The sequence below is a fragment of the Achromobacter aegrifaciens genome, from assembly GCF_902859735.1.
In the GTDB taxonomy this organism is placed as follows: Bacteria; Pseudomonadota; Gammaproteobacteria; order Burkholderiales; family Burkholderiaceae_B; genus Achromobacter; species Achromobacter aegrifaciens.
The window spans coordinates 92,717-118,568 of the sequence record NZ_CADIJY010000011.1; the positions used below are offsets into that span (position 1 = coordinate 92,717).

General features: G+C 66.3%; 22 protein-coding genes and 1 other RNA gene. 14 read left to right on the top strand and 9 right to left on the bottom strand.

Features of this window, described 5'->3' with window-relative positions; translation table 11 throughout:
- Positions 1-40 precede the first annotated feature (40 nt).
- From HV766_RS23845 to fabG, 4 genes are read right to left on the bottom strand one after another with little or no spacing between them, the layout of a single operon-like run.
- Positions 41-1,195, bottom strand: coding sequence for an acyl-CoA dehydrogenase family protein (locus HV766_RS23845; RefSeq protein ID WP_175181960.1), 1,155 nt, complete (start codon positions 1,193-1,195; stop codon positions 41-43).
- Positions 1,196-1,240: 45 nt separating this feature from the next.
- On the bottom strand, positions 1,241-3,370 hold the full coding sequence (locus tag HV766_RS23850; protein ID WP_119450913.1) for an acetate--CoA ligase family protein: 2,130 nt from the start codon (positions 3,368-3,370) through the stop codon (positions 1,241-1,243).
- Positions 3,367-3,855, bottom strand: coding sequence for a MaoC/PaaZ C-terminal domain-containing protein (locus tag HV766_RS23855; protein ID WP_054450854.1), 489 nt, complete (start codon positions 3,853-3,855; stop codon positions 3,367-3,369). The genes HV766_RS23850 and HV766_RS23855 overlap by 4 nt, the downstream gene beginning before the upstream one ends.
- 31 nt (positions 3,856-3,886) lie before the next feature.
- A complete protein-coding gene (gene fabG / locus HV766_RS23860) occupies positions 3,887-4,639 on the bottom strand; it encodes a 3-oxoacyl-ACP reductase FabG (protein ID WP_119450912.1) in 753 nt (250 codons plus the stop codon).
- Positions 4,640-4,866: 227 nt separating this feature from the next.
- On the opposite strand from fabG, the gene HV766_RS23865 reads away from it, so the two are divergent.
- The 7 genes from HV766_RS23865 (at position 4,867) to HV766_RS23895 (ending at position 12,139) form a co-directional block, all read left to right on the top strand.
- The gene (locus HV766_RS23865; protein ID WP_054450858.1) at positions 4,867-5,832 is read left to right on the top strand and encodes a tripartite tricarboxylate transporter substrate binding protein; all 966 of its coding nucleotides are present in this window, start codon (positions 4,867-4,869) and stop codon (positions 5,830-5,832) included.
- Between the two features lie 82 nt (positions 5,833-5,914).
- Positions 5,915-6,898 (top strand): Bug family tripartite tricarboxylate transporter substrate binding protein, encoded by a 984-nt coding sequence (locus HV766_RS23870; RefSeq protein WP_054450860.1) that lies wholly within the window; start codon positions 5,915-5,917, stop codon positions 6,896-6,898.
- A gap of 51 nt (positions 6,899-6,949) precedes the next feature.
- The gene (locus HV766_RS23875; protein WP_054450862.1) at positions 6,950-7,810 is read left to right on the top strand and encodes a MaoC/PaaZ C-terminal domain-containing protein; all 861 of its coding nucleotides are present in this window, start codon (positions 6,950-6,952) and stop codon (positions 7,808-7,810) included.
- Between the two features lie 18 nt (positions 7,811-7,828).
- Entirely contained in the window at positions 7,829-9,358 is a 1,530-nt protein-coding gene (locus tag HV766_RS23880; RefSeq protein WP_175181961.1) for an AMP-binding protein, read from the top strand.
- A 30-nt stretch (positions 9,359-9,388) separates the two neighbouring features.
- Positions 9,389-10,528 (top strand): acyl-CoA dehydrogenase family protein, encoded by a 1,140-nt coding sequence (locus tag HV766_RS23885; protein ID WP_054450868.1) that lies wholly within the window; start codon positions 9,389-9,391, stop codon positions 10,526-10,528.
- 40 nt (positions 10,529-10,568) lie between these two features.
- A complete protein-coding gene (locus HV766_RS23890; protein WP_119450909.1) occupies positions 10,569-11,726 on the top strand; it encodes an acetyl-CoA acetyltransferase in 1,158 nt (385 codons plus the stop codon).
- Positions 11,727-11,728: 2 nt separating this feature from the next.
- Entirely contained in the window at positions 11,729-12,139 is a 411-nt protein-coding gene (locus tag HV766_RS23895) for a Zn-ribbon domain-containing OB-fold protein (RefSeq protein ID WP_175181962.1), read from the top strand.
- 81 nt (positions 12,140-12,220) lie between these two features.
- Here HV766_RS23895 and ssrA read toward each other — a convergent pair.
- From ssrA to ompA, 5 genes are all read right to left on the bottom strand, one after another.
- Positions 12,221-12,609: a transfer-messenger RNA gene (ssrA, locus tag HV766_RS23900) on the bottom strand.
- A 91-nt stretch (positions 12,610-12,700) separates the two neighbouring features.
- Complete coding sequence (locus HV766_RS23905; protein WP_119450907.1) at positions 12,701-13,879, bottom strand: MFS transporter; 1,179 nt, start codon at positions 13,877-13,879, stop codon at positions 12,701-12,703.
- Positions 13,880-14,220: 341 nt separating this feature from the next.
- Complete coding sequence (locus HV766_RS23910; RefSeq protein WP_054450877.1) at positions 14,221-14,895, bottom strand: HAD-IA family hydrolase; 675 nt, start codon at positions 14,893-14,895, stop codon at positions 14,221-14,223.
- Entirely contained in the window at positions 14,892-15,617 is a 726-nt protein-coding gene (gene ubiG, locus HV766_RS23915) for a bifunctional 2-polyprenyl-6-hydroxyphenol methylase/3-demethylubiquinol 3-O-methyltransferase UbiG (protein WP_054450880.1), read from the bottom strand. Before ubiG ends, HV766_RS23910 begins: the two co-directional genes overlap by 4 nt.
- Before the next feature lie 160 nt (positions 15,618-15,777).
- The gene (ompA, locus tag HV766_RS23920) at positions 15,778-16,359 is read right to left on the bottom strand and encodes an outer membrane protein OmpA (RefSeq protein ID WP_013392385.1); all 582 of its coding nucleotides are present in this window, start codon (positions 16,357-16,359) and stop codon (positions 15,778-15,780) included.
- Between the two features lie 414 nt (positions 16,360-16,773).
- Here ompA and gyrA point away from each other — a divergent pair, with 414 nt between their 5' ends.
- The 7 genes from gyrA to cmk are packed head-to-tail and all read left to right on the top strand — an operon-like array spanning position 16,774 to position 25,714.
- Complete coding sequence (gene gyrA / locus HV766_RS23925) at positions 16,774-19,443, top strand: DNA gyrase subunit A (protein WP_175181963.1); 2,670 nt, start codon at positions 16,774-16,776, stop codon at positions 19,441-19,443.
- Positions 19,443-20,573 carry a 3-phosphoserine/phosphohydroxythreonine transaminase gene (gene serC / locus HV766_RS23930; RefSeq protein WP_054450883.1) on the top strand — a complete coding sequence of 377 codons (1,131 nt, stop codon included), beginning with the start codon at positions 19,443-19,445 and terminating at the stop codon, positions 20,571-20,573. The genes gyrA and serC overlap by 1 nt, the downstream gene beginning before the upstream one ends.
- Positions 20,566-21,651, top strand: coding sequence for a prephenate dehydratase (gene pheA / locus HV766_RS23935; RefSeq protein ID WP_119450904.1), 1,086 nt, complete (start codon positions 20,566-20,568; stop codon positions 21,649-21,651). The genes serC and pheA overlap by 8 nt, the downstream gene beginning before the upstream one ends.
- 11 nt (positions 21,652-21,662) lie before the next feature.
- Positions 21,663-22,784 carry a histidinol-phosphate transaminase gene (gene hisC / locus HV766_RS23940; RefSeq protein ID WP_175181964.1) on the top strand — a complete coding sequence of 374 codons (1,122 nt, stop codon included), beginning with the start codon at positions 21,663-21,665 and terminating at the stop codon, positions 22,782-22,784.
- Positions 22,781-23,683 (top strand): prephenate dehydrogenase, encoded by a 903-nt coding sequence (locus HV766_RS23945; protein ID WP_175181965.1) that lies wholly within the window; start codon positions 22,781-22,783, stop codon positions 23,681-23,683. The genes hisC and HV766_RS23945 overlap by 4 nt, the downstream gene beginning before the upstream one ends.
- A 5-nt stretch (positions 23,684-23,688) precedes the next feature.
- The gene (aroA, locus tag HV766_RS23950) at positions 23,689-25,011 is read left to right on the top strand and encodes a 3-phosphoshikimate 1-carboxyvinyltransferase (protein WP_175181966.1); all 1,323 of its coding nucleotides are present in this window, start codon (positions 23,689-23,691) and stop codon (positions 25,009-25,011) included.
- Positions 25,012-25,024: 13 nt separating this feature from the next.
- Positions 25,025-25,714 carry a (d)CMP kinase gene (gene cmk, locus HV766_RS23955; RefSeq protein ID WP_054450894.1) on the top strand — a complete coding sequence of 230 codons (690 nt, stop codon included), beginning with the start codon at positions 25,025-25,027 and terminating at the stop codon, positions 25,712-25,714.
- The last annotated feature ends 138 nt before the right edge of the window (positions 25,715-25,852 follow it).

The following is a 25,852-nucleotide window of genomic DNA, read 5'->3' on the forward strand; positions in this document are numbered from 1 at the left end:
GAGTGGATAGTGGAACCGGCCCGGGCGTTTGCGTAGCCGGTCATTTCAACGCGGAAATGCCTAATACGCTTTGCGCCATGAGCAGGGCCTGGATCTGGTTGGTGCCTTCGGCAATGCTCAGGTGGCGGGCGTCGCGGTAATGACGCTCGACGGGGAACAGCGTGGTGTAGCCTGCGCCGCCATGCACCTGCATGGACAGTTCCGCCACGCGCAGCACGGTGTCGGTGGCATGGCGCTTGGCCATCGAACATAGCATCTGGCTGTCGGCGGCGTTGCGGTCCAGCGCGTCGGCGGCGCGCCAGCACAGCAGGCGCGAGGTTTCGACCAGCGTCATCATGTCGGCGATCATATGCTGCACCAGCTGGAAGCCGCCTATGGGCCGGCCGAACTGGACCCGGTCGCCGGCGTATTTTACCGCCGCCTCATAGGCGGCCTCGGCGATGCCCAACGCGGAAAACGCCACCACGCAGCGGCCGATGTTGAGGTACTTCTTGGCCAGCGCGAAGCCCTTGCCCTCGGCGCCGATCAGGTTGGCCGCGGGGATCTCCACGTCTTCGAACAGCAGCTCGCCCAACGGGCAGCTCAGCATGCCCATCTTGTCGATGGGGCTGGACGAGAAGCCTTGCATGGCGCGCTCGAACAGCAGGCAGGACACGCCGCGTTCGCCGCCATCCCGCTGGGTCTGCACGAACACCACGCCCAGCTCGCAGACCGTGCCCAGGCTGATGTAGAGCTTGCGGCCGTTGACCCGCCAGCCGGTTTCGGTCTGCACCGCGCGCGTTTCGACATGGGCCGCGTCCGAACCAATGTTGGGTTCGCTCAGCGCGAAGCTGGCGATCGCGTCGCCCGACAGGACGCGCGGCAGGTACTTTTCCTTGAGGTAGGGCGAGCCGCCGTCGCTCAGCACCGAGGCGGCGAGATTGCTGGTGCTGACGATGCTGCGCAGCGACGGCCAGACGCGCGCGAGTTCGGCTATCAGCATGCCGTAGGTCGTCATCGGCAGGCCGTAGCCGCCGTCCTTTTCCTGCAGCATGCCGCCCAACAGGCCGAAGTCGCGCATGGCGCGGACCATGTCCTGCGGCACCACGCGGGCTTCGGCCTCGTAGCGGTTGACGATGGGCGCGACTTCGGCCGTCAGGTAGCGGCGCAGCGAGTCGCGCAATTCGATCTGGGTGGAGTCCAGTGAGAAGTCCATGCGAGTCCTAGGCGGAGATGGTCGAGGAGGGCGTTGCGGCGGCGGTCATGAGGGGCGTTGCTCCAGGCTGGCATCCGCGCCGGGGCGCAGGCCGATCAGCGCGTCCAGCGGCATCGCGCCCTGTCCTTCGGCGCCGACCCAGACCGGGTTGAGCTCCAGTTCCTGCAAGGTGTCGCGGCGGCTCCAGGCAAAGTCCGAGACCCGCAGGATCAGGTCCTCCAGCGCGGCAAGGTCGGCGGGCGCCTGGCCGCGCACGCCGTCCAGCACGTCGGCGTAACGGATCTCGCGCAGCAGGGCGCGCGCATCGTCGCGCGACAACGGCACCATGCGGTGGGCCACGTCGCGGATGGTTTCGACGAAGATGCCGCCCAGGCCGAAGGTCAGCACCAGGCCGAAGGCCGCATCGCTATGCACGCCGACCAGCACCTCGCGGCCGCCCGGCGGCAGCATGCGCTCCACCAGGATGCCGTCGATGATGGCGTCCGCCTGGTGGCGTGCGACCGATTCATGAATGGTGGCATAGGCTTCGCGCGCCGCGCCGGCGCTGGCGATGCCCAGCTTGACGCCGCCCGCTTCGGTCTTGTGCGCGATCTGGGCGCTGACCACCTTCATCACCACGGGAAAGCCCAGGCGCTCGGCCTCGCGGGCTGCCTGCTCGGCGCTGGCGGCAACCACTCCTTCGGGTATTGGCAGGCCGGCCGCGCGCAGCATGGCCTTGGCCGCGGCTTCGCTAAGCATGCGGGCCTGGTCGGATGCGGCATCGGCGTGCGCGGGCGCTGCCGCCGTCGCGCGTTCGGGCCGCTTCCACGGTATGGCCTTGGACAGGGCCGCGATCGCGTCCGACAGCGACAGGAACGGCAGCAGGCCGGCGGTTTCCAGCAGTTGGAAACCGCCGCCCAACCGCCGGCTCATCCAGACCGGCACGATCAGAGTTTCGGTTTCGGCCGCCACCGTGGCGATGGCCTGCGCCATGCCGTCGGTGATGGAACCGTAATCCATGGGGATGGGGAACAGCACCGTGCCCACCGCCGGGTCGGCGCATATCGCGCGCAGGCAGGCCGCCGAGGCTTCGGGGTTGCGCAGGATGTCGGCAGTGGTGTCTACCGGGTTGTCGATACTGGCGAAATCCGGCAGCAGCTTGCGCAAGGCGGCCTTGGTCTCGGGCGCGAACACCGCCATCGGCAGGCCGGCTGCGCCGGCGATGTCGGCGGCCAGCGCGGCGGTGCCGCCCGAGAAGGTATGGATGCACAGGCCGTTGCCGCTCTTGGGCGTGATGCGCGTCAGCAGGCGCGAGACCGCCAGCAGCTGGTCCAGGTCGTCCACTTCGATTGCGCCGAACTGCCGGAACACAGCGCTGTTGACCGCAGCCGTGCCGGCCACCGACGCCGTGTGCGACTGCGCGGCGCGTACGCCGGCTTCCGACCGGCCCACCTTCAGCACCACCACCGGCTTGTTGCGGGCGCGCGCCAGTTCCAGCGCCGCCGTCAGCCGCCTGCCGTGCTTCACGCCTTCCATCAGCAAGGCGATCACGCTGGTTTTCGGATCGTTCGCCATGTGGGCGATGAAGTCAGGAATCTCCAGGTCGACCTCGTTGCCGGCGGAGAACCACAGGCCCACTCCCTGGCCGTAGGACAGGCCCTGCAGCAGGTTGCGGCCGAGTCCGCCGCCCTGGGTCGCCAAGCCGATGGAGCCGGTGTTCAGATCGTCCTTGAAGGCGGGCGAGAAGGTCATGCCCAGGCGGTCACGCACGTTCACGAAGCCCGGACAGTTCGGCCCGTAGACGTGCAGGCCGGTAGCCTCGCACAGCTCGGCGATCTCGCGTTCCAGGCGCCGGCCTTCCTCGCCTGCCTCGGAAAAGCCGGAGGTCATGACCACCGCGAAAGGGATCCCGCGCGCCGCGCATTGCCGCAAGGCATCCAGCACCAGCGAGGCGTTGATCATGATCAGGGCCACGTCGATCTCGGCTGGCGGCAGGGCGCTGATGGATGGCCAGCAGGGCCGGCCGCCGATTTCCTGGTAGGCCGGGTTGACCGCGTACACCTCGCCCGGCACCGACGAATGCAGCACCAGGTTGTCGTACAGGCGGCGCCCCTGGCTGGATTCGCGGGCAGAAGCGCCGACCACGGCCACATTGCGCGGATTGACGAAGCGCGTCAGGTCTGCGAACGGTTTCATGCCGCGCCCTCCATGGACCGCAGCACCATCGCGAAGTCGGCCTGGACCACCACCTCGCCGCGCTGGTTGACGGCTTCGCGCCGGAACACCACCTTGTCCTTGCCCGGCCGGTACTGCCCGGTTTTTTCGGTCACCGTCACTCGCACGACGATGGTGTCGCCGATGAAGGTGGGTTTGGGAAAGCGGCAGTTGATGTCGATCAGCGCCAGCACGTAGGGTTCCAGCTGGCGGTAGCCGCTGGACTGGGTGGTCAGCCCGGACAGCACGGACAGCACCAGCAGGCCGTGGGCGATGCGCTGGCCGAAGGGCGTGGCGCTGGCGTACTCGTGGTCGACGTGCAGGCGGTTGAAGTCGCCGGACAGGCAGGCGAAGTTGACGATGTCGCTTTCGGTAATGGTGCGGCCGGCGGATTCGAAGCAATGGCCGACCTCCAGCGGCTGCTGGACGGGAAGCGGGGATGGGCTGGCAGGGCTTGCGCTTTGCATGGCTGATCGGATTCCGGAAGGGAGGAGCGTTTTACGAAGCGTAGCGGCCGCCGGTCACATGCAGCAGTTCGCCCGTGATGAAGGAGGACCGTTCAGAAGCCAGGAAGGCCACCGCGTTGGCGATGTCCTCGACCGCGCCCAGGCGTGGCACCGGCTGGCGCGCCAGCGCATTGGCGCGCAGGGTTTCGTAGGTGGACAGGCCGCGCACCAGCGGCGTTTCGATCAGTCCCGGGGCGATGGCGTTGGCGGTGATGTTGAACTTGCCCTGTTCCAGCGCCAGCGCGCGGGTGAAGCCGATCAGGCCCGCCTTCGCAGCCGAGTAGTTGGTCTGGCCGGGATTGCCCCAGTGCGCGCGCGAGGCGATGTTGATGACGCGGCCCCACTTCCTTTCCATCATCGAGGGCAGGGCGGCCTTGGTGCAGTAGTAGGCGCCTTTCAGGATGGTGTCGACCACCGAATCCCAGTCCTCCACCGGCATCTTGAGCAGGTACTTGTCGCGCGTGAAGCCGGCGTTGTTGACCAGGATGTCGATGCCGCCGAACTTGTGCGCGGCCAGCTCGGCCATGGTCTGCACCTGTTCCGCGTCGCAGACGTCGAGCACGGCGCCGATGGCCTCGTGGCCGGCCTGCTTCAGGTTGGCTACCGCCTGTTCCACCGATTCGGGATTGATGTCGGTAATGACGATGCGGGCGCCTTCCTGCGCCAGGGCCAGTGCCGACGCGTAGCCAATGCCGCGGCCGGAACCCGTGATGACGGCGACTTTACCGGTGAGTTGCAGGTCCATCTCCATTCCCCTTCTGTAGCTGATGGCGCCCGGCACGCTGGGCCCGAAATCCGATATCCCGGGATAGGCGCCAGGCAAGTTTGAATTTATTCCGAGGTTCCGAACAAATATACACACCACCGGAATTATTGACAATTAATATCGGCACGTCGTTATACTGTTCGGCATGTCGGAATAAGTTGGCCCGACATTCCCATATCTCTAAAAAAACGGAAGGAGATCGACTCATGGCAATGTTGAAGGGATTGTTGGCCGCGGTACTGAGCCTGGCTGCCGCAGGCGCAGCCAGCGGGGCCGACGCTTATCCGGACAAGCCGGTGCGGGTGTACGTGGGCTTCGCGCCCGGCGGCGCCACGGACTTGCTTGCCCGCCTGTACGCCAAAAAGCTCGGCGAACGTTTCAACCAGACATTCATCGTGGAAAACCGCCCCGGCGCGGGCGGCAACATCGCGATCCAGGCGCTGACGCAGGCCCCGGCCGACGGCTACACCATCGCGATGGCGGCCAACTATGTGGCGGCCAACGCCGCCATGAAGCGCAACCCCTACGACTGGGAGCGCGACCTGATGCCCATAGGCATGGTGGCCTCCACGCCCAACATCCTGGTGGTGCCGCCCGGCTCCAGCATCCAGGGTGTCGACGACCTGATCAGCAAGGCCAAGGCCGGCGGCAACAAGCTGACTTTCGCCTCGGCCGGCATGGGCTCGTCCATTCACCTGGCGGGCGAGTTGTTCAAGGTCATGGCCGGCGTCGACATGACCCACGTGCCCTACAAGGGCGTGTCGCCGGCCGAGGTGGACCTGATGTCGGGCACCGTGGACATGATGTTCGGCAGCGTTTCCACGGCCATTCCGCTGGTGCAGTCCAAGAAGCTGAAGGCGCTGGCTGTCACCGGGCGCGAGCGCATGAAGGCGATGCCCGACCTGCCCACCATCGAGGAAGCCGGCCTCAAGGGCTACGACGTGGAAGCGGTGTACTTCATGGCGGCCCCCGCCAAGGTGCCGGCGCCGGTCCTGAAGACGCTGGCCGATGCCGTGGCCGACATCAACAAGCAGCCGGATGTCCAGGAATTCATGGACCGGATCTACGCCCGGCCCCTGACCGGCGGCCCCGAAGAGGCGCGGGCCTTCCTGAAGAGCGAAGTGAAGAAGTGGCAGGGCGTGGTCGATGCCACCGGCATGAAGGTGGACTGACGCGCGGCAACGGGTCCGTTTGCCGGATTCGAGACAGCGGGCGCCACAAGCCCGCGGACACAAGACCAATCAGGAGACATACATGAACACACGCAGGCGATACACGCTGGCAGTGCTGGCCGGCCTGATGACCGCAATGACCTTGCCGCAGATGTCGCACGCGGCCGATGACTATCCGAACAAGCCCCTGCGCCTGATCGCGCCCAGTTCGCCCGGCGGGATCCTGGACATCACCAGTCGGGTGATAGGCAAGAAGCTGTCGGAGCGGCTCGGCCAGCCGGTGGTGGTGGAAAACATGGCAGGCGCGGCCGGCATCCTGGGCATGCAAGGCCTGCTGCGCGCCGAGCCCGACGGCTACACGATGGTCATGGGCAGCAGCGGCCCGAACGCGGTCAATTACACGCTGTACAGCAAACTGCCGTATGCCATGTCCGACTTCGCCCCGGTGATCCGCATCATCACCATGCCGAACGCGCTGGTGGTCAACGCCAACGCGCCGGTCAAGACGCTGGCCGAGTTCCGCGACTATGCCCGCAAGAAGCAGGGCAATCTGTCCATGGCGGTTTCCATGATCGGCACGTCCGGACACCTGGGCGGCGAGCTGCTGAAGAACCGCCTGGACTTCACCGCTGTCACCGTGCCCTACAAGGGCGCCGCGCCCGCGACCAACGACCTGGTCGCAGGCCAGGTCGACTTCACGGTCGAGAACGTGATCACCGTGGCGCCGCTGGTCAAGGCGGGCAGGCTGCGGGCGCTGGCGGTCACCACCCGCGAACGCAGCCAGATCCTGCCCGACGTGCCGACGCTGGCCGAGCAAGGCTATCCCGATGTCGACGTCGGCGCCTGGCTGGGCGTGCTGGTCGCGGCGCGCACGCCGCCAGCGGTGGTCGCGCGGTTGAACAAGGAGCTCAACGCGGTCCTGGCCGATGAAGAGGTGAAAAAGCAGCTGGCGCAGCAGGGCGGCATTCCGCTGGGCGGCACGCCGGCCGAGTTCGACAGCTTCATCCGGTCGGAAAAAGACCGCTGGGAAAAAATCATCAAGGCCGCCGGCATCAAGGCGGAATGACCAGCATGCCGGCGGCCTGGCGCCGCCGGCATGCGTAGGGAGGCATGATCCATGGCAATCGATTATCAAAACCTGCGCAACTGGAAGTTCGAGGACCGCGTCGACCGCTACAGCGCGCGCGACTGCATGATCTACGCGCTGGGCCTGGGCTACGGCAGCGATCCGGCCGATGAAGCCGAGCTGCGCTACGTGCACGAGGACGGGACGGCCGTGGTGCCGACTTTCCTGGCCACCATCGGCGCGCCCAATGGCTGGGCCGCCGATCCGGCCACCGGCATAGACTGGGTCAAGATCCTGCACGGCGAGCACCGCATGACCTTCCATGCGCCGCTGGCCGCGGCCGGCGCGGTGCGCAGCCAGACCCGCGTCACGCGCGTCGTGGACAAAGGCGCCAGCAAGGGTGCGCTGGTAGTCACCGTGCGCGACATTTCGGATGCTGAGAGCGGCGCGCCGTTGGCCACGGTGGAGCATGTGTCGTTCTGCCGCGCCGATGGCGGCTTCGGCCAGGGCGACGAGCCGCCCGAGGCCCTGCCGGCCACGCCGCAACGCGAACCCGATCAGGTCGTGCTGCTGTCCACGCTGCCGCAGCAGGCGTTGCTCTATCGCCTGAACGGCGATCTCAATCCGGTGCACGCGCTGCCGCACATGGCGCGCACCGCCGGTTTCGACCGGCCCATCCTGCATGGCCTGTGCACCTACGGCATGGCGGCGCGAGCCTTGCTGCAGGCTTGCGCGCCGGCGGCGCCGCAACGGCTGGGCGCCATTGCCGCGCGCTTTTCCGCGCCGTTCTTCCCGGGCGAGACTCTGCGCGTGGAGATCTGGCGCGACGGCGACCGCCTGCAATTCCGCGCGCTGGCCCACGAGCGCGGCACGGTGGTGCTGAGCCACGGCGCCGCCAGCCTGGCGCATTGAGAAAACCAGAGGTGAACCATGTCAGTACTTGAAGCCCATGCCCGGGAGATGCCCGATGGCATCGCCTACCGCATGATTCCGTCCGGCACCACGGTGACCTGGCGCGAGTTGGAACTGCGCAGCCGCAAATGCGCGGCGGCCATGCTGGACGCCGGCCTGCAATCCGGCGATGTGATCGCGGTATTCCTGGAAAACCATCCGCGCTTCTTCGAACTGTTGTGGGCCGCGCACCGCGTCGGCCTGTACTACACCACCATCAGCCGCCACCTCAAGCGCGAGGAAGCGCGCTACATCATCGAAAACTGCGACGCGCGGGTGCTGTTCTATTCCGGTCACACGCAGGCCGAAACGGATGCGGACGAGCTGGATGCGCGCGGCGTGCTGCGCGTCAGCATGGACGGCGCGGACGCCAGCGCAATCCCGTACGAAGACTGGATCGGCCGCTACGCCGATGACGTGGCCCTGCCTGAAACCCCGGAAGGCACGGACTTCCTGTATTCGTCGGGCACCACCGGGCTGCCCAAGGGCATCAAGCGCCCGCTGTCGGTGGCCAACCGCTATTTCCGCGTTGGCGATGCGCCCAGCAGCGCCTGGAAAGCTTTCGACCGCGACACCGTCTATCTGTCCACCGCGCCGTTCTATCACGCGGCCCCGGTGCGCTGGAACATGGCGGCGCTGCGGGCGGGCGGCAGCTGCGTGATGATGGAAAAATTCGACGCGGCCGCTGCGCTGGAGGCCATCGCCACCCATGGCGTCACGCATTCGCAATGGGTGCCGACCATGTTCATCCGCTTGCTGCGCCTGCCGCAGGAGGAGCGCACGCGCCACGACCTGTCGACGTTGCGCTACGCCGTGCATGCGGCTGCGCCGTGTCCCGCCGACGTCAAGGAAGCCATGATCGCGTGGTGGGGGCCGATCCTGTACGAGTACTACAGCGGCACCGAACTGGTGGGACGCACCTCGCTGGGCTCCGATGAGTGGCTGGCGCACCGCGGCTCGGTCGGCCGGCCGGAGTTCGGCCAGGCCCACATCATGAGCGAGGACGGGCTGAACGAACTGCCCCCGGGCCAGCCTGGCGTCATCTATTTTTCCGGCGGCGGCTCCTTCGAATACCACAAGGACCCGGCCAAGACGCGCGGCGCCTACAACACGCGCGGCTGGGCCACCTACGGCGATATCGGCTACCTGGACCAGGACGGCTATCTGTACCTGACCGATCGCCTGTCCAACATGATCGTGTCGGGCGGCGTCAACATCTATCCCCAGGAAGCCGAGAACCTGCTGAGCACGCATCCCGCGGTGGCGGACGTAGCGGTGGTCGGCGTGCCGAACCCGGAGTTCGGCGAGGAGGTCAAGGCCGTCGTGCAATTGCGCGATCCGGCCGCGGCCAGCCCCGACCTGGCGCGGCAGTTGATCGACTATTGCCGCGACCGGATCTCGCCCATCAAGTGCCCGAAGAGCGTGGACTTTTCCAGCGACATGCCGCGCACCGAGACCGGCAAGCTGCTCAAGCGCCTGGTCAAGCAACGTTACTGGCCGCAAGCCTAGGCGGCCCGCCATGAAAGATCAGGAGGCAGCATGAATCGGCAGCGCAAGCTTTTCTCGGCGGAGCATGACCTGTTCCGCGACACCGTGGCGCGCTTCATCGCGCAAGAGATCACGCCGCATCACTACCAATGGGAACAGGAAGGCCTGGTGCCGCGCGAACTGTGGCGCAAGGCCGGCGCGGCCGGCATCCTGCTGCCCAGCACGCCCGAGGAATACGGCGGGGGCGGCGGCGACTTCCTGCACACGATCATCGTGGTGGAAGAGATCGCCCGTGCGCTGGCCACCGGCGTCACCGGCTTCACCACCCATTCCGATATCGTCGCGCCGTATCTGCTGAACTTCGGCACCGAGCGCCAGAAGCAGCGCGACCTGCCCGGCATGGCCCAGGGCGATATCGTGGCGTCCATCGCCATGACCGAGCCGGGCGCGGGCAGCGACGTCAAGGCGATACGCACCGCGGCGGTCCGCGCGCAGGGCGGCTACGTCATCAACGGCCAGAAGACCTTTATCACCAACGGCTTCCATGCCGACCGCGTGCTGGTGGTGGCCAAGACCGATCCGGCAGCCGGCGCGCGCGGCATCAGCCTGTTCTGGGTCGATACCGCGACGCCCGGATTCACGCGCGGACGCCTGCTGGACAAGGTCGGGCAGAAGGCGCAGGACACGGCCGAACTCTTCTTCCAGGACATGTTCGTGCCGGACGAGGACATGCTGGGCGAGCCAGGTCAGGGCTTCGGCTATCTGATGAAGGAACTGGTGCGCGAGCGCCTGATGATCGCGGTGCGCTGCGCCATGGCGCTGGAAAGCGCGCTGCAATGGACCGTCGACTACACCAAGGACAGGCGCGCCTTTGACAAGGCGTTGATCGACAACCAGCACATCCGCTTCAAGCTGGCAGACATCAAGACCCTGGCCGCCGCCACTCGCGCCTTCGTCGACGGTTGCGTGCAGCAATACCTGGATGGCGAGCTCGATGCCGGCGGCGCGGCCATGGCCAAGCTGTGGGCATCTGAAGCCACCAGCGCCATCGACGACCTGCTGCAGTTCCACGGCGGCTACGGCTACATGCGTGAATACCCCATCGCCCGCGCCTACACCGACGTGCGGCCCAACCGGATCTACGGCGGTGCCTCGGAAGTGATGCGAGAGCTGATCGCACGGACGCTTTGAACTTTCTTCTTCTTCGACTTCGACAGGAACAGATCCCTACATGAGCAAGCATCTCTCGAAATCGGTTGCCATCGTCGGCGCCGCCGAATCCGACCTGGGGAAAGTGCCCGGGATGACCTCGCTGGACCTGCAGGCGCAGGCAGCGGCCCGCGCGCTGCGCGATGCCGGCCTGACGCTCAAGGACGTCGACGGCGTGTTCGCGCACGTGGACGACAAGTTCGCCGGCCTGCACCTGGCGGAATACCTGGGCATACGGCCGCGCTATGTGGATTCGACCAGCGTGGGCGGCATGTCCAGCGTCATGCACATCCGCCACGCCATGGCCGCCATCGAGGCCGGCATGTGCGAGGTGGCGCTGGTGGCCTACGGCAGCACCCAGCTGTCGGACGGCACACGCAAGGTGGGCGGCACGCCCGAAGACATGCGCATGCCGCGCGGACAGTTCATTACGCCGTATGGGCAGCTGAGCCCCATCGGCTACTACGCGATGGTGGCGCAGCTGCACATGCAGCGCTACGGCACCACCCACAAGGACCTGGCCGAAGTGGCGGTGGCGGCGCGCAAATGGGCGCAGCTCAACCCCAAGGCCTACCGCCGCGAGGACACCTCGATCGAGGAAGTCATGGCGTCCAAGTTGATTGCCGACCCCTTGCGCCAGCGCGACTGCTGCCTGGTGACCGACGCCGGCGGCGCGGTCATCATCACGTCCGCGGCGCGAGCGCGAGAGCTCAAGCGGCCGCCGGTCTACGTGATGGGCATCGCCGAATCCTTCTCGCACCACTACACGCCCTTCAACACGGCGGACTGGCTGGACACCAATGTGGCGCAGACGGCCGACGCCGCGCTCGCCATGGCCGGCGTCACGCGCGCCGACATCGACGTGGTGCAGATCTACGACCATTTCACCATCGGCGTGATCCAGTCGCTGGAAGAACTGGGCTTCTGCAAGCGCGGGGAGGGTGGGGCCTTCGTGGCGGACGGACGCCTGGCTCCGGGGGGCGACTTCCCCATCAATACCTCGGGCGGCGGCCTGTCCTACAACCATCCCGGCCAGTTCGGCATGCTGCTGTTGCTCGAGGCCGTGCACCAATTGCGCAAGGAATGCGGCGAGCGCCAGCTGCCCCGCGCCGAACTGGCCCTGGTGCACGCGCCAGGCCTGGTTTTTTCCTGCAACACCACCCTGATACTCGGAGTCTGACCATGGAACTCGCCCAACGCCCGCTGCCGCAACCGACCCGGATCACCCAGCCTTACTGGGACGCGGCGAAGGAAAGCCGCCTGGTCATCCAGCAATGCGCCTGCTGCAAGACGCGCCAGTTCTATCCGCGCGAATTCTGCACCACCTGCCTGTCCGACAGCATCGAGTGGATCGACTCCGCAGGACTGGGCACCGTCTACACCTACACCGTCAACCGGCGTCCGAGCAATGCCGCCCTGAGCGGAAAAGTGCCATATGTGGTCGCCATGATCGACCTGGACGAAGGCGTGCGCATGATGGCCAACATCATCGACACCCCGCCCGAGGCGGTCCGGATAGGAAGCCGGGTGCGGGTGTGTTTCGAGCAGGTGTCGGACGAGATCACCTTGCCGCAGTTCAGGCTGGAGGTGTGAGCACAGCGCCGGCCGGTGGCCGGCGCAGGCAAATAAAAAAGGCCGGTCTGACTTTGAATCAGACCGGCCTTCTGCGGTATTTGGTGGAGCCGGGGGGAATTGAACCCCCGTCCGCAAGCCCTCCGCAACCAGTTCTACATGCGTAGTCGATTTATTTGGTTTTAACCCTGGACTTAGCCAACCGACAGGCCGGACCAGAGCGATTCACGTAATTTAAATTTGAACCGTGTGACCCCAGTTCAAACCGATTCCTTGTGAATGTCGCTGCTGCGGTTCGAGGGTTGCCCCCCTAGGAAGTTGCCTTCCCCCGCCTGACCCAAGGACAGATCAGTGCAGCGGCTCACCGCTTAAGCGGCGAGAGCGAAACGCTCGTCGTTGGCGTTTGTAGTGTTCCAGTGGTTTAACGAGCGTACTGGTGCTCGGCATGCCCTGAGTTGTTTCGCGACCCACGTCGAATCCGGATCGGCCCCAAGAAGATCTATTGTACTGGGAAACGCCATAGCCTGCTGCATCGTCTGCGCCGCCATGCCCGGGCGTGGCGCAGACGATACAGGCGGGCCGTCACACGGCGTTGGCGCAGGCCGCCTTGGGCTCCCGGCGCGGGCGCGAAGCCGCCATCAGCGCGAAGGCCAGGACCACGGAGATGCCGACGATGACGGCCGCGGCCCAGCCCAGCGAGGCCAGTCCGTAGTTGTCGATGACGTACCCGCCGACCACGGCGCCCAGGCCGATGCCGGTGTTGGCGCCCGAGATATTCAGGGACGCGGCAAAGGCCGGCGCTTCCGGCGCGGACTTCATCAGCCGCACGTGGCAGACGATGAAGAGCGCGGCTTGCGCAATGCCCCAGACGCCCAGCGCCACGGCCAGCAGTCCGTGCGACTGCATCACGGGGGCGATCACGGCCAATCCTGCCGCCATCAGCGCCGAGAACAAGGCGGTCGCGCCCAGGGGGCTGCGGTCCACCATGCGGCCGCCCAGGGTGTTGCCGATCAAACCGACGGCGCCGAACGCCATCATCGTCCAACCGACGATCTGGCCGTTGAAACCGGCCAGCCGCTCCAGCATGTCCGCCAGGTAGGTGTAGGCCGTGAACATGCCGGTGAAGACCAGCAGCGACAGCAGCACATGGCCGACCACGATCGGGTTGCGCAGGATGCGCAGCTGCGTGATGAGCTTGACGCTGTCGGCGCGGATGCGGGTGCTGGGGAAGGCGAACAGCAAGAGCAGGGCCTTGGCGAACGCCACCGCCGACAGCACGCCAAAGGCGGCGCGCCAGCCGAAGGCGTCGGAAATCAGCACGCCGATGGGGATGCCGAATACCGTGGCCGCGACGATGCCGAAGGCAACCATGGAGATGGCGCGGCCGGCGCGCGCCGGGCCGACCAGTTCCACGGCCGTGGCGCTGGCCAGCGACCAGAACACCGGCAGAGCCAGGGCAGGGACGAGGCGCGCCACGGCCATGACCCAGATGTTCGGCGCGACGGCCGCCAGGGCGTTGGACAGGCCGAACAGCACCAGCACGCCAATGAACAGGCGCTTGCGCTCTATGTTGGCCATGAGCGCCGTGAGCAGCGGACCGGTCGCCGCCACCGTGAAGGCGAACAGCGATACCAGCAGGCCGGCCTGGGACACGGTGACGTTCAGGTCGCGGGCCAGGCCGGGCAGCAGCCCGATGATCAGGAACTCTGTCGTCAGGATGGTGAAGCCGGCGGCGGAAAGTAACAGGATGGGCAATAGCATAGGCATTCCTCTGGCGCGACGCGGCAAGGCGGCGCGCGGGGGGCGTTGTGGGCGGTCTAAAAAAGGTCAGGTGTGCGCCGGCCTGAATGCCGGGCAGAGCAACGGGGCCGAAGGGCGCCGTGGCAGGGATCAGTGGCGGACGGCGGTGTCCGCAACCTCCGGCATCAGCCGGAAAAGGCAATCGGGAAGCACCCGCATGCCTTGCATAAGCCACACTTTAAGTGACTTTGGTTTCAGGATAAAGGCCCTGGTTTCGGAAATATTGTTCGGGAAACTCAACTAATTTTCACGAACAACAGCAAGACAGGAGCCGGGCCGCGTGGCGGCCCGGTCAGGCAGGCTTACCGCAGGTCGCTGGGCAGCAGCGGCTGGATGGCGGACCAGAGTTCCGCGGGGGAATTGGCGCAGGTTTCCGCTTCCCAGGCCGTGATGTTGTCGTCTTCGCCGACGTAGCCGTAAGCGGCCGCGACCGCCGGCATGCCCGCCGCGTGCGCGGCCTGGATGTCGCGCAGATCGTCGCCGACATAGACGCAACGGTCTACGGCGAAGCCGGCTTCGCGCGCGGCGTGCTGCAACGGCAGCGGGTGCGGCTTGGCGTGAGCCGTGGTGTCGCCGCAGACCAGGACGGCACTGTCGCGCGTCAGGTCCAGGTATTCGACGATGGGCAGGGTCAGATAGGTGACCTTGTTGGTCACGATGCCCCAGGACAGTCCGCGGTTGCGGATGTCCGCCAGCAGCGCTTCGATGCCGGGAAACAGCTTGCTGTGGACGGTGGAGCCGGCGGCGTAGTCTTCCAGGAACTGCAGCCGGGTGGGCTCGTAGTCGGCGTCGCCCGGCTTCAGGTCCAGCGCCACGCGCAGCAGGCCGCGGGCGCCCTGGGATGCGACCGGGCGCAGGGCCTCGTACGGCATAGGTTCCAGTCCCTTGCGGGTGCGCTGGCGGTTGGCTGCGGCGGCCAGGTCGGGGGCGGTGTCGGCCAGCGTGCCGTCGAAGTCAAACAGGATCAGGGCGCTCATTTGCGGGTAGCCATCAGGTAATTGACCGAGGTGTCGGACGACAGGGTGTAGATCTGGGTGATCGGGTTGTATTCCATGCCGCGCATGCTGACCGGTTCCAGGTTGGCGCCGCGCGCGGCTGCCGACAGCTCGCTGGGCTTGATGAACTGGTCATAGCTGTGCGTGCCGCGCGGCAGCAGGCGCAGGACATATTCCGCGCCCACGATGGCGAACAGGAAGGACTTGGGATTGCGGTTCAGCGTCGAGAAGAACACCCAGCCGCCCGGTTTCACCAGGGTCGAGCAGGCGCGCACGATGGACGCCGGATCCGGCACGTGTTCCAGCATTTCCATGCAGGTCACCACGTCGTACTGGCCGGGTTGTTCCGCTGCGAGTTCCTCCACCGGAACCTTGCGGTACTCCACCTTCACGCCCGATTCCAGGCCATGCAGGCGAGCCACCTTCAGGGACTTGTCGGCCAGGTCGATGCCGGTCACCTCGGCGCCGCTGCGCGCCATGGCTTCGGACAGGATGCCGCCGCCGCAGCCCACGTCCAGCACCTTCTTGCCCGCCAGGCTGCCTGCGCATTCCTGGATCCATTCCAGCCGCAGCGGGTTGATGGCGTGCAGGGGCTTGAACTCGCTTTCGGGATCCCACCAGCGGCTGGCCAGGGCGCCGAACTTGTCGATTTCGGCCTGGTCGGCGTTGATGGGGCGGGCGGTATCGTGGGTTTGCGTAGTCATGGGCAGGTTCAGCGTAAGGCGACTCTATGACTCTATATATAGAGGGGTCCATCGCGCCGGGCGAGGGAGGGGCGGCGCAGCCCTGCACCGCTTTGGTGCGTGGCTGGCGAAAAAAAGGGCCTCGCTATGCGAGGCCCCCTTATTGTAGCTAGTCCAGCAATTACTTGCGGCTACCCACGATTTCGATCTCAACGCGACGGTTTTGGGCGCGGCCTTCCTTCGTCTTGTTGGAAGCGATCGGGTTCAGCTCACCCTTGCCTTCCGTGTAGATACGGTTCGGGTCGATACCCTTGCTGACCAGGTAGGTCTTGACCGAAGCGGCGCGGCGCTCGGACAGCTTCTGGTTGTAGGCTTCGGTACCGATCGAGTCGGTGTGGCCCACAGCAATGATGGTTTCGAGGTCGATACCGCGAGCTTGCTGGGCGACTTGGTCCAGCAGCTGACGGCCTTCGGGCTTCAGCGTCGACTTGTCGAAGTCGAAGAACGTGTCAGCATTGAACACGACCTTGGCCGCCATCGGGGCCGGCTTCGCCTTCTGTTGTGCAACCGGCACGCCGTCGCAACCGGGGATACCGGTGGCCGGGGTCCAGAATGCATCGCGCCAGCACAGTTCGTTCGTGCCGTTCTTCCAAACGTCACCGAACGGGTTGCGCCAGTTGTCCACGGTTTGCGCGGAAGCTACACCAGAGGCCGTGACGGCGGCGAAGGCGAGCGCCAGAGCGAATTTGGAGGGTTTGTTCATGTTTCTCCTCGTTGAGCTTGAAGCTGGATAAGTGACTCGCAGCGAACCCCCGCCGCATATCAGGAAAACGGGGCCAGTATAGCAACGCCAAGAGCTGGTTCAAAGGAATAGCTACTGGGTTTCCTGCGTGCTGGAAACAATCTTAAGGCATTTGGGGGGCTTTGGCTTCCCTGGAGAGGCGCATTGGCGCTGGATATGACGTTTTCGGCGCTCCTTCGGTTTTCCATGTTGGTTTTTGACAACAGGGCCGCGGGACGCGGGCGGACGCGCGGTTGGTCGCCGCCCCATATCTTCCCGTCCGGCCGGTCGAGGCGCCGCTTGGGGAGCGCCTTCTGACCGTCGCGGGAATCGGATGATAGAATTTCCTGTTTACCCGGCCCGGGTTCCTCCTTACACGATTCTGTCGTTATATATATGGATTCCTTTGCCAAGGAGACGCTTCCGGTATCGCTGGAAGAAGAGATGCGCCGCAGTTACCTCGATTACGCGATGAGCGTGATCGTCGGGCGGGCGCTACCGGATGTGCGGGACGGCCTCAAGCCTGTCCACCGGCGCGTGCTCTACGCGATGCACGAACTGAACAACGATTGGAACCGCGCCTATAAGAAGTCGGCGCGTATCGTCGGGGACGTCATCGGTAAATACCACCCCCACGGCGACCAGTCCGTCTACGACACCATCGTCCGCATGGCGCAGGATTTCTCCATGCGCTACATGCTGGTCGACGGCCAGGGCAACTTCGGCTCGATCGACGGCGACAACGCCGCGGCGATGCGTTACACCGAAATTCGCCTGGCCAAGATCGCCCACGAATTGCTGGCCGACATCGACCAGGAAACGGTGGACTTCGGCCCCAATTACGACGGCAGCGAACAAGAACCGCTGCTGTTGCCGTCGCGCCTGCCCAACCTGCTGGTCAACGGCAGCTCGGGCATCGCGGTGGGCATGGCCACCAATATTCCGCCCCACAACCTCCAGGAAGTGGTCGACGGCTGCCTGTACTGCCTGCGCAATCCGGGCTGCTCGGTCGATGAGCTCATGGAGCTCATCCCGGCCCCCGATTTCCCCACTGGCGGCATCATCTACGGCATGTCCGGCGTGCGCGAAGGCTATCGCACCGGTCGCGGCCGCGTCATCATGCGCGCCAAGACCCACTTCGAGGACATGGAGAAGGGCAACCGCCAGGCCATCGTGGTCGACGCGATCCCCTACCAGGTCAACAAGAAGACGCTGCAGGAACGCATCGCCGAGCTCGTCAACGACAAGAAGATCGAAGGCATCTCGGACATCCGCGACGAGTCCGACAAGGACGGGATGCGCCTGGTCATCGAGCTCAAGCGCGGCGAGGTTCCCGAGGTTGTCCTGAACAACCTCTACAAGAACACGCAGCTGCAAGATACCTTCGGGATGAACCTGGTGGCGCTGGTCGACGGCCAGCCCCGCCTGCTCAACCTGAAGCAGATGATCGACTACTTCCTGCAGCATCGCCGCGAAGTGGTCACGCGCCGCACGGTGTTCCAGCTGCGCAAGGCCCGCGAACGCGGCCACGTGCTGGAAGGCCTGGCCGTCGCGCTTGCCAACATCGACGATTTCATCGCCATCATCAAGGCGGCGCCGACTCCCCCGGTCGCGCGCCAGGAACTGATGGCGAAGTCGTGGGATTCGTCGCTGGTGCGCGAAATGCTGTCGCGCGCCGACGGCGACACGCCGGGAGGCCGTGCGGCCTTCCGCCCGGACGACCTGGGCGCCGAGTTCGGCCTCCAGGGCGACGGCCTGTACCGCCTGAGCGACACGCAGGCCCAGGAAATCCTGAACATGCGCCTGCAACGCCTGACCGGGCTGGAGCAGGACAAGATCGTCGGCGAATACAAGGACATCATGTCCACCATCGCCGACCTGCTGGATATCCTGGCGCGTCCTGAGCGCATCACCACGATCATCTGCGAAGAGCTGCAGGCCATCAAGGCGGAGTTCTCGACCGGCGCGAAGGATACGCGCCGCTCGGAAATCGAACTCAACGCCACCGAGCTCGACACCGAAGACCTGATCACGCCGACCGACATGGTCGTGACCCTGTCGCACGGCGGCTACATCAAGAGCCAGCCGCTGTCCGAGTACCGCTCGCAAAAGCGCGGCGGACGCGGCAAGCAGGCCACGGCCATGAAGGAAAACGACTGGATCGACCAGTTGTTCATCGCCAACACGCACGACTTCCTGCTGTGCTTCTCCAACCGCGGCCGCGTGTACTGGCTGAAGGTCTGGGAAGTGCCGCAAGGCACGCGCAACTCGCGCGGCAAGCCCATCGTCAACATGTTCCCGTTGGCCGAAGGCGAGAAGATCACCGTGGTGCTGCCGGTCAAGGAATTCAGCGAAGACCACTACGTCTTCATGGCGACCTCGCGCGGCACGGTCAAGAAGACCCCGCTGTCTGACTTCTCCAACCCGCGCAAGGCCGGCATCATCGCCGTGGACCTGGACGACGGCGACTACCTGATCGGCGCCGACCTGACCGACGGCCAGCATGACGTCATGCTGTTCTCGGACGCCGGCAAGGCCGTGCGCTTCGACGAGAACGACGTGCGTCCGATGGGCCGCAACGCCCGCGGCGTGCGCGGCATGATGCTGGAAGACACCCAGACCGTCATCGCGCTGCTGGTGGCTGGCGACGAAACGCAAAGCGTGCTGACCGCCACCGAAAACGGCTACGGCAAGCGCACCCCGATCACCGAGTACACGCGTCACGGCCGCGGCACCAAGGGCATGATCGCCATCCAGACCAGCTCGCGCAACGGCAAGGTCGTGGGCGCGGTGCTGGTCATGCCTTCGGACGAGATCATGCTGATCACGACCGGCGGCGTGCTGGTGCGCACCCGCGTCTCTGAAATCCGCGAAATGGGCCGCGCCACGCAAGGCGTCACGCTCATCAACGTCGACGACGGCAGCTCTCTGTCCGGCGTGCGCCGCGTCGTGGAAAGCGATGCGGACGATGACGGCGACCTGGGCGAAGACGGCCAGGACGCGGACGGCGGCGACGACAACGGCGCTGCGGACTCGACGGATTCGACGGAACCTACGGAGCAATAATGGCCCGCCCCTGGAACTTCTCGGCAGGCCCCTCGGCCTTGCCCGAGGTGGTGCTGCAGCAAGCCGCTGCGGAAATGCTGGACTGGCACGGCAGCGGCATGTCCGTGATGGAAATGAGCCATCGCGGCAAGCATTTCGTGCAGATCTGCGATGAAGCAGAGTCCGATCTGCGCGACCTGCTCGGACTCCCGGCGGACTACGCCGTCATGTTCATGCAGGGCGGCGGTTCCGGGGAAAACGCCATCGTTCCCATGAATCTCATGGGACGCCGCGGTACGCCGGCGGCCGACTTCGTCGTGACGGGCCATTGGTCCAAGCGTTCGTACAAGGAAGCCGGCCGCTACGGCAGCACCCATGTGGCGGCAAGCAGCGAGCAGGCCATCCAGCTGGATGGCCGCGAGCAGGCGCCGCTGACCTGGGTGCCGCCGGTCGATACCTGGCAAGTGCGCCAGGATTCGGCCTATCTGCACCTGTGCAGCAATGAAACCATCGGCGGCGTCGAGTTCATGGACTGGCCCGACACCGCCGCGCTGGGCGCGCCCGACGTGCCGCTGGTCGTCGACGCGTCCTCGCATTTCCTGTCGCGTCCGATGGACGTGACGCGCTGCGGCATGATGTACGCCGGCGCGCAAAAGAATGCCGGCCCGGCGGGCGTGACCATGGTCATCGCACGCCGCGACCTGATCGGCCACGCCTTGCCGATCTGCCCGTCCGCGTTCGATTACGCCAACGTGGCCGCGGAGCATTCGCGCTACAACACGCCGCCCACCTTCGCCATCTACGTCGCCGGCCTGGTCTTCAAGTGGGTCAAGGCCAATGGCGGCGTGGCCGGCATGGAAGCCGCGAACAAGGCCAAGGCCGATTTGCTGTACGGCTATCTGGACAGCACCAGCTTCTACCGCAATCCCATCCACGCACCGGTGCGCTCGCGCATGAACGTGCCGTTCGTGCTGCGCGACGAATCGCTCAACGACGCCTTCCTGCAAGGCGCGGACGCGGCCGGCCTGACGCAGCTCAAGGGCCACAAGAGCGTGGGCGGCATGCGCGCCTCGATCTACAACGCGGTGCCGCTGGCTGGGGTCACGGCGCTGGTCGAGTACCTCAAGGAATTCGAGCGTCGCTATGGATGACGATCTGCAGCGCAAGCTGCTCCCCTTGCGTCAGCGCATCGACGCGTTGGACGCCCAGATCCTCGACCTCCTGACGCAGCGCGCAAGCGCCGCCCTGGAAGTGGGCGAGGCCAAGCACGCCGCGAATGCCGATGGCCCCGTGCTGCGCCCCGAGCGCGAAGCCGAGGTCATCCGCCGCCTGCAGCAGACCAATCCCGGCCCGTTCCCGAACGCTGGCGTGGCCGCGGTCTGGACCGAAATCATCTCGGCCTGCCGCGGCTTGGAGCGCGGCATGACCGTCGCCTTCCTGGGGCCGCAGGGCTCGTTCTCGGAACAGGCGGCGCAGGAGCATTTCGGCCACGCCGTGCAGAAGCTGCCTTGCGCTTCGTTTGACGAAGTCTTCCGCGCCGTCGAGGCGGGGCAGGCCGACGTCGGCATGGTTCCGGTCGAAAACTCCACCGAAGGCGCGGTCAACCGCAGCCTGGACCTGCTGCTGAACACGCCGCTGAAGATCCTGGGCGAGCGTTCGCTGGTCATTCGCCATTGCCTGATGTCGCAGTCCGGCAGCATGGACGGCATCAAGACGATTTCCGCGCATCCGCAGGCGCTGGCCCAGTGCCAGGGCTGGCTCACGCGCAACCATCCCGATGTGGCCCGCGTGGCCGCGTCCAGCAATTCCGAAGCCGCGCGCGCTGCCGCGGGCGACCCGAGCATCGCGGCGATCGCCGGTGAAGTGGCGGCGCCCGCCTGGAACCTGCAGATTGTGGCCGCGGGCATTCAGGACGACCCGCATAACCGCACGCGCTTCCTGGCGATCGGCAACATCGAGCCGCTGGTCAGCGGCAAGGACAAGACCAGCCTGATCCTGGCCGTGCCGAACCGCGCTGGCGCCGTCTACGAAATGCTGGCGCCGCTGGCGGCCAATGGCGTGTCCATGACGCGCTTCGAGTCGCGGCCGGCCCGCACCGGCCAGTGGGAATACTATTTCTATGTGGACGTCCTGGGTCACCGCAATGACCCGAACGTCGAACGCGCCCTGGCCGCCTTGCAGGCGCAGGTTGCCTACCTGAAAGTGCTGGGTTCCTACCCGGCGCCGTGAGCCCTTCCGACATGACCACCGCATCCAAGCCTCTCGTTGCTCCGGCGCACGTCAGCGCCATCGCGCCTTACCAGGCCGGCAAGCCCATCGAAGAACTGGCCCGCGAATTCGGGCTGGACCCGGCCGGGATCGTCAAACTGGCGTCCAATGAAAACCCGCTGGGCATGCCCAAGTCGGCGCGCGAGGCGATGCTGGCCGCGGCCGAGTCGCTGGCGCGCTATCCCGATCCCAACGGCTTCGACCTGAAGTCGGCGCTGGCTGAACGCTACGGCGTGCCGATGAGCTGGGTCACGCTGGGCAACGGCTCCAACGACATCCTGGAAATCGCGGCGCTGGCGCTGCTGGAGCCGGGCGTGTCGGCGGTCTATGCGCAGCACTCGTTCGCGGTCTACCGCCTGGCCACCCAGGCGCGCGGCGCCCGCCACATCGTGGTGCCGGCCAAGGACTACGGGCATGACCTGGATGCGATGTTCGATGCCATCGCCGACGATACGCGGCTGCTGTTCATCGCCAACCCGAACAACCCCACCGGCACCTTCGTGCCGGGCGACCAGGTCGCGGCCTTCCTGGAGCGCGTCCACACCGCCCACGGCGATCGCGTGACGGTGGTCCTGGACGAGGCCTACAACGAGTACCTCGATCCCGAGTTCCGCTTCGACAGCACCGCGCTGGTGCGCCGCTATCCCAACCTGATCGTGTCGCGCACCTTCTCCAAGGCCTACGGCCTGGCGGGGCTGCGCGTGGGCTTCGCGGTGGCGCAACCGGCCCTGACGGATCTGCTGAATCGCGTGCGCCAGCCGTTCAACGTCAATACGCTGGCGCAGGCCGCGGCCATCGCCGCGTTGCGCGACGCGGCCTACCTGGAAGAGGCCTATGCCTCCAACAAGGCGGGCAAGGCGCAGTTGTGCGCCGCGTTCGAGCGCCTGAAGCTGCGCTACGTGCCCAGCTACGGCAACTTCGTGCTGGTGCATGTGGGCGACGCCCCGCGCATCAACCTGGAGCTGCTCAAGCGCGGCGTGATCGTGCGCCCGGTTGCCGGCGACGGCTTGCCGGAGTGGCTGCGGGTGTCCATCGGACTGCCGCAGGAAAACGAGCGGTTCATCGAAGCCTTGAGCGCCATCCTGTCCGCATGAACGACGCGTCACCGAAATCCGATCAGGGGGCCGCTGGCCCCCTGATTCCTGTATTGGCCGTAGTAGGCGTGGGCCTGATCGGCGGATCCTTCGCCGCGGCCTTGCGCCGGGCGGGGCAGGTGGGCCGGGTGCTTGGGGTAGGGCGCAACGCGCAATCGCTGGCCCGCGCCGTTGAACTAGGGCTGATCGACGAAGCCGCTTCCGCAGAGGATGCCGCGGCGCACGCCGATCTGATCCTGCTGGCGACGCCAGTGGGCGGGCTGGGCGACGTGCTGTCGCGCATGCGCGCGCATCTGCGCTCCGATACCGTGCTGACGGATGGGGGCAGTACCAAGGCCGAAGTGGTCGAGGCCGCACGCGCCGCCCTGGGCGACCGGATCGCGCAGTTCGTGCCTGGCCATCCCATCGCCGGCGCGGAGCGCACCGGACCGGAGGCGGCCGATGCCGAGCTGTACCGCAAGCGCACCGTCATCCTGACGCCGCTGGCCGAGAATGGCGCGGCCTCGCTGGAGCTGGTGCGGCGGGCATGGCAGGCTTGCGGGGCGGACGTGATCGACATGGACGCCGACGCCCATGACCGCGTGCTGGCTTCGGTCAGCCATTTGCCGCATCTGCTATCGGCGGTGTACATGGAGCAAGTGGCCGAGGCCACCGATGCTTCCACGCGCCTGGCGCTGGCGGGCAGCGGTTTTCGCGACTTCACGCGCATCGCCGCGGGTTCGCCCGAGATGTGGCGCGACATTTTTCTGTCCAACCGCGACGCCATGCTGGCCGAACTGGCCGACGTGCGCACGGTGCTGGATCGTGCCGAACGCGCTATTGCCGATGGCGATGGCGCGGCTTTGCTGACGCTGCTGGACACGGCGGCCCGCGCCCGCCGCAACTGGCGCAAGGAGTAGCTGACATGGGCGCTTTGCCTTATCTCGATCTGCCGCGCGTGCGGCAAGCGCGGGGCGTGATGGCCCTGCCGGGTTCCAAGAGCATTTCCAACCGCGTGCTGCTGCTGTCCGCCATCGCCGAGGGCAGCACCGTCATCACCGGTTTGCTGGATTCCGACGACACCCGCGTCATGCTCGGCGCCTTGCGCCAGCTGGGCGTGCAGGTGTCGGAACTGGAGGCGGGCAGCGTCACGGTGCAGGGCGTGCGCCGCTTTCCGGTGGAAAGCGGCGACCTGTTCATGGGCAACGCCGGCACCGCGATCCGGCCGCTGACCGCGGCGCTGGCGCTCATGGGCGGCGATTACCGCCTGTCGGGCGTGCCGCGCATGCACGAGCGCCCCATTGGCGACCTGGTCGACGCGCTCAAGGGCTTGGGCGCCAGCATCGATTACCTGGGCCAGCCTGGCTATCCGCCCCTGCATATCGGCCGCGGCGACATCGCGGCGGACGCGGTCACGCGCGTGCAGGGTTCGGTGTCCAGCCAGTTCCTGACTGCCTTGCTGATGGCCGCGCCGCTGCAGGCCGGCCGCAGCGGCGAGCCGGTCACGATCGAAGTGCTGGGCGAGCTCATCTCCAAGCCGTACATCGAGATCACGTTGAACCTGATGGCGCGCTTCGGCGTGCAGGTGCGGCGCGACGGCTGGAGTCGTTTCGTCATCGACGGCGGGGCGGCCTATCGCAGCCCCGGGCAGATCGCGGTCGAAGGCGACGCCTCGACGGCTTCCTATTTCCTGGCGCTGGGCGCGATCGGCGGAGGGCCGCTGCGCGTGACCGGCGTGGGCGCGGACAGCATCCAGGGCGACGTCGCCTTTGTCGGCACGCTGGCCGACATGGGCGCGACCGTGACCTACGGTCCCGACTGGATCGAGGTGACGGGCGCGCGCGTCGCCCAGGGCGAACGCCTGAAGGCCTTCGACACCGATTTCAACCTGATCCCGGACGCCGCCATGACCGCGGCCGCCCTGGCGCTGTACGCCGACGGCCCGTGTCGCCTGCGCAACATCGGCAGCTGGCGCGTCAAGGAAACCGACCGCATCCACGCCATGCAGACCGAACTGGAAAAGCTGGGCGCGCAGGTGGAATCGGGGCCGGATTGGCTGCGCGTGACGCCGCCGGCGCAGGATGCCTGGCGCGATGCGCACATCGGCACCTGGGACGACCACCGCATGGCAATGTGCTTTTCGCTGGCGGCTTTCGGGCCGGCGGCCGTCCGTATTCTCGACCCGGGCTGCGTCAGCAAGACCTTCCCGGGTTACTTTGATGTTTACGCGGGCCTGGTAGCGGCCTAGCGAAGAATCGCCCATGACTTCGATTTCCCCTGCAACTTCCTCCACTGTCCCCGTCATCACCATCGACGGCCCCACCGCGTCCGGCAAGGGCACGGTGGCCCACCGCGTCGCCAAGGCCCTGGGCTGGGCCGTGCTCGACAGCGGCGCGCTCTATCGCCTGACCGCGCTGGCGGCGCTCAACCGCGGCTTGTCCCCCGAGGACGAGCCCGCCGTGGCGCGCGTGGCCGAAACCCTGGATGTGCGTTTCGAAGGGCCTCATGTCTACCTCGAGGGCGTGGATGTCGGCCACGATATCCGTCGCGAGGAAGTCGGCAACTTCGCCTCGCGCGTGGCCGCCTTCCCGGGCGTGCGCCAGGCGCTGCTCGAGCGCCAGCGCGCCTTCCGGCTGGCTCCGGGCCTGGTTGCGGACGGGCGCGACATGGGTACGGTGGTGTTTCCCGATGCGCCCCTGAAGGTGTTCCTGGTAGCCGATGTGGTCGCGCGGGCGCAGAGGCGCTGTAAGCAGTTGATCGAAAAGGGAATTTCTGCTAATCTTGATGACCTCCTACGGGATATGCGCGAGCGGGACGCCCGCGATATGGGGCGGACTACCGCTCCCTTGGCTCCCGCAGCGGATGCACACGTGCTGGATTCGTCTGATTTGACGATTGCAGAAACGGTGCAGGCAATACTGGATTTCTGGAAGAACGCTGCCGCGGATTGAATTACCGGTCCCGGACTTTTCTCTCGAATCCTCCGCAGTTTTCTGTTTTTTTTATCGGCCCTGTTCAAGCCAGGCGCAGCCCCCACGGGACACCCCGCAAGGGTAAACCGGCAAGCAGGCATTTTGACTCCACTGTGG

Excerpts from the sequence above, each read along its gene's own strand:
- HV766_RS23845 (WP_175181960.1), bottom strand. The coding sequence starts at position 1,195 with ATGGACTTCTCACTGGACTCCACCCAGATCGAATTGCGCGACTCGCTG.
- HV766_RS23850 (WP_119450913.1), bottom strand. The coding sequence starts at position 3,370 with ATGAAACCGTTCGCAGACCTGACGCGCTTCGTCAATCCGCGCAATGTG.
- HV766_RS23855 (WP_054450854.1), bottom strand. The coding sequence starts at position 3,855 with ATGCAAAGCGCAAGCCCTGCCAGCCCATCCCCGCTTCCCGTCCAGCAG.
- fabG (WP_119450912.1), bottom strand. The coding sequence starts at position 4,639 with ATGGACCTGCAACTCACCGGTAAAGTCGCCGTCATCACGGGTTCCGGC.
- HV766_RS23865 (WP_054450858.1), top strand. The coding sequence starts at position 4,867 with ATGGCAATGTTGAAGGGATTGTTGGCCGCGGTACTGAGCCTGGCTGCC.
- HV766_RS23870 (WP_054450860.1), top strand. The coding sequence starts at position 5,915 with ATGAACACACGCAGGCGATACACGCTGGCAGTGCTGGCCGGCCTGATG.
- HV766_RS23875 (WP_054450862.1), top strand. The coding sequence starts at position 6,950 with ATGGCAATCGATTATCAAAACCTGCGCAACTGGAAGTTCGAGGACCGC.
- HV766_RS23880 (WP_175181961.1), top strand. The coding sequence starts at position 7,829 with ATGTCAGTACTTGAAGCCCATGCCCGGGAGATGCCCGATGGCATCGCC.
- HV766_RS23885 (WP_054450868.1), top strand. The coding sequence starts at position 9,389 with ATGAATCGGCAGCGCAAGCTTTTCTCGGCGGAGCATGACCTGTTCCGC.
- HV766_RS23890 (WP_119450909.1), top strand. The coding sequence starts at position 10,569 with ATGAGCAAGCATCTCTCGAAATCGGTTGCCATCGTCGGCGCCGCCGAA.
- HV766_RS23895 (WP_175181962.1), top strand. The coding sequence starts at position 11,729 with ATGGAACTCGCCCAACGCCCGCTGCCGCAACCGACCCGGATCACCCAG.
- HV766_RS23905 (WP_119450907.1), bottom strand. The coding sequence starts at position 13,879 with ATGCTATTGCCCATCCTGTTACTTTCCGCCGCCGGCTTCACCATCCTG.
- HV766_RS23910 (WP_054450877.1), bottom strand. The coding sequence starts at position 14,895 with ATGAGCGCCCTGATCCTGTTTGACTTCGACGGCACGCTGGCCGACACC.
- ubiG (WP_054450880.1), bottom strand. The coding sequence starts at position 15,617 with ATGACTACGCAAACCCACGATACCGCCCGCCCCATCAACGCCGACCAG.
- ompA (WP_013392385.1), bottom strand. The coding sequence starts at position 16,359 with ATGAACAAACCCTCCAAATTCGCTCTGGCGCTCGCCTTCGCCGCCGTC.
- gyrA (WP_175181963.1), top strand. The coding sequence starts at position 16,774 with ATGGATTCCTTTGCCAAGGAGACGCTTCCGGTATCGCTGGAAGAAGAG.
- serC (WP_054450883.1), top strand. The coding sequence starts at position 19,443 with ATGGCCCGCCCCTGGAACTTCTCGGCAGGCCCCTCGGCCTTGCCCGAG.
- pheA (WP_119450904.1), top strand. The coding sequence starts at position 20,566 with ATGGATGACGATCTGCAGCGCAAGCTGCTCCCCTTGCGTCAGCGCATC.
- hisC (WP_175181964.1), top strand. The coding sequence starts at position 21,663 with ATGACCACCGCATCCAAGCCTCTCGTTGCTCCGGCGCACGTCAGCGCC.
- HV766_RS23945 (WP_175181965.1), top strand. The coding sequence starts at position 22,781 with ATGAACGACGCGTCACCGAAATCCGATCAGGGGGCCGCTGGCCCCCTG.
- aroA (WP_175181966.1), top strand. The coding sequence starts at position 23,689 with ATGGGCGCTTTGCCTTATCTCGATCTGCCGCGCGTGCGGCAAGCGCGG.
- cmk (WP_054450894.1), top strand. The coding sequence starts at position 25,025 with ATGACTTCGATTTCCCCTGCAACTTCCTCCACTGTCCCCGTCATCACC.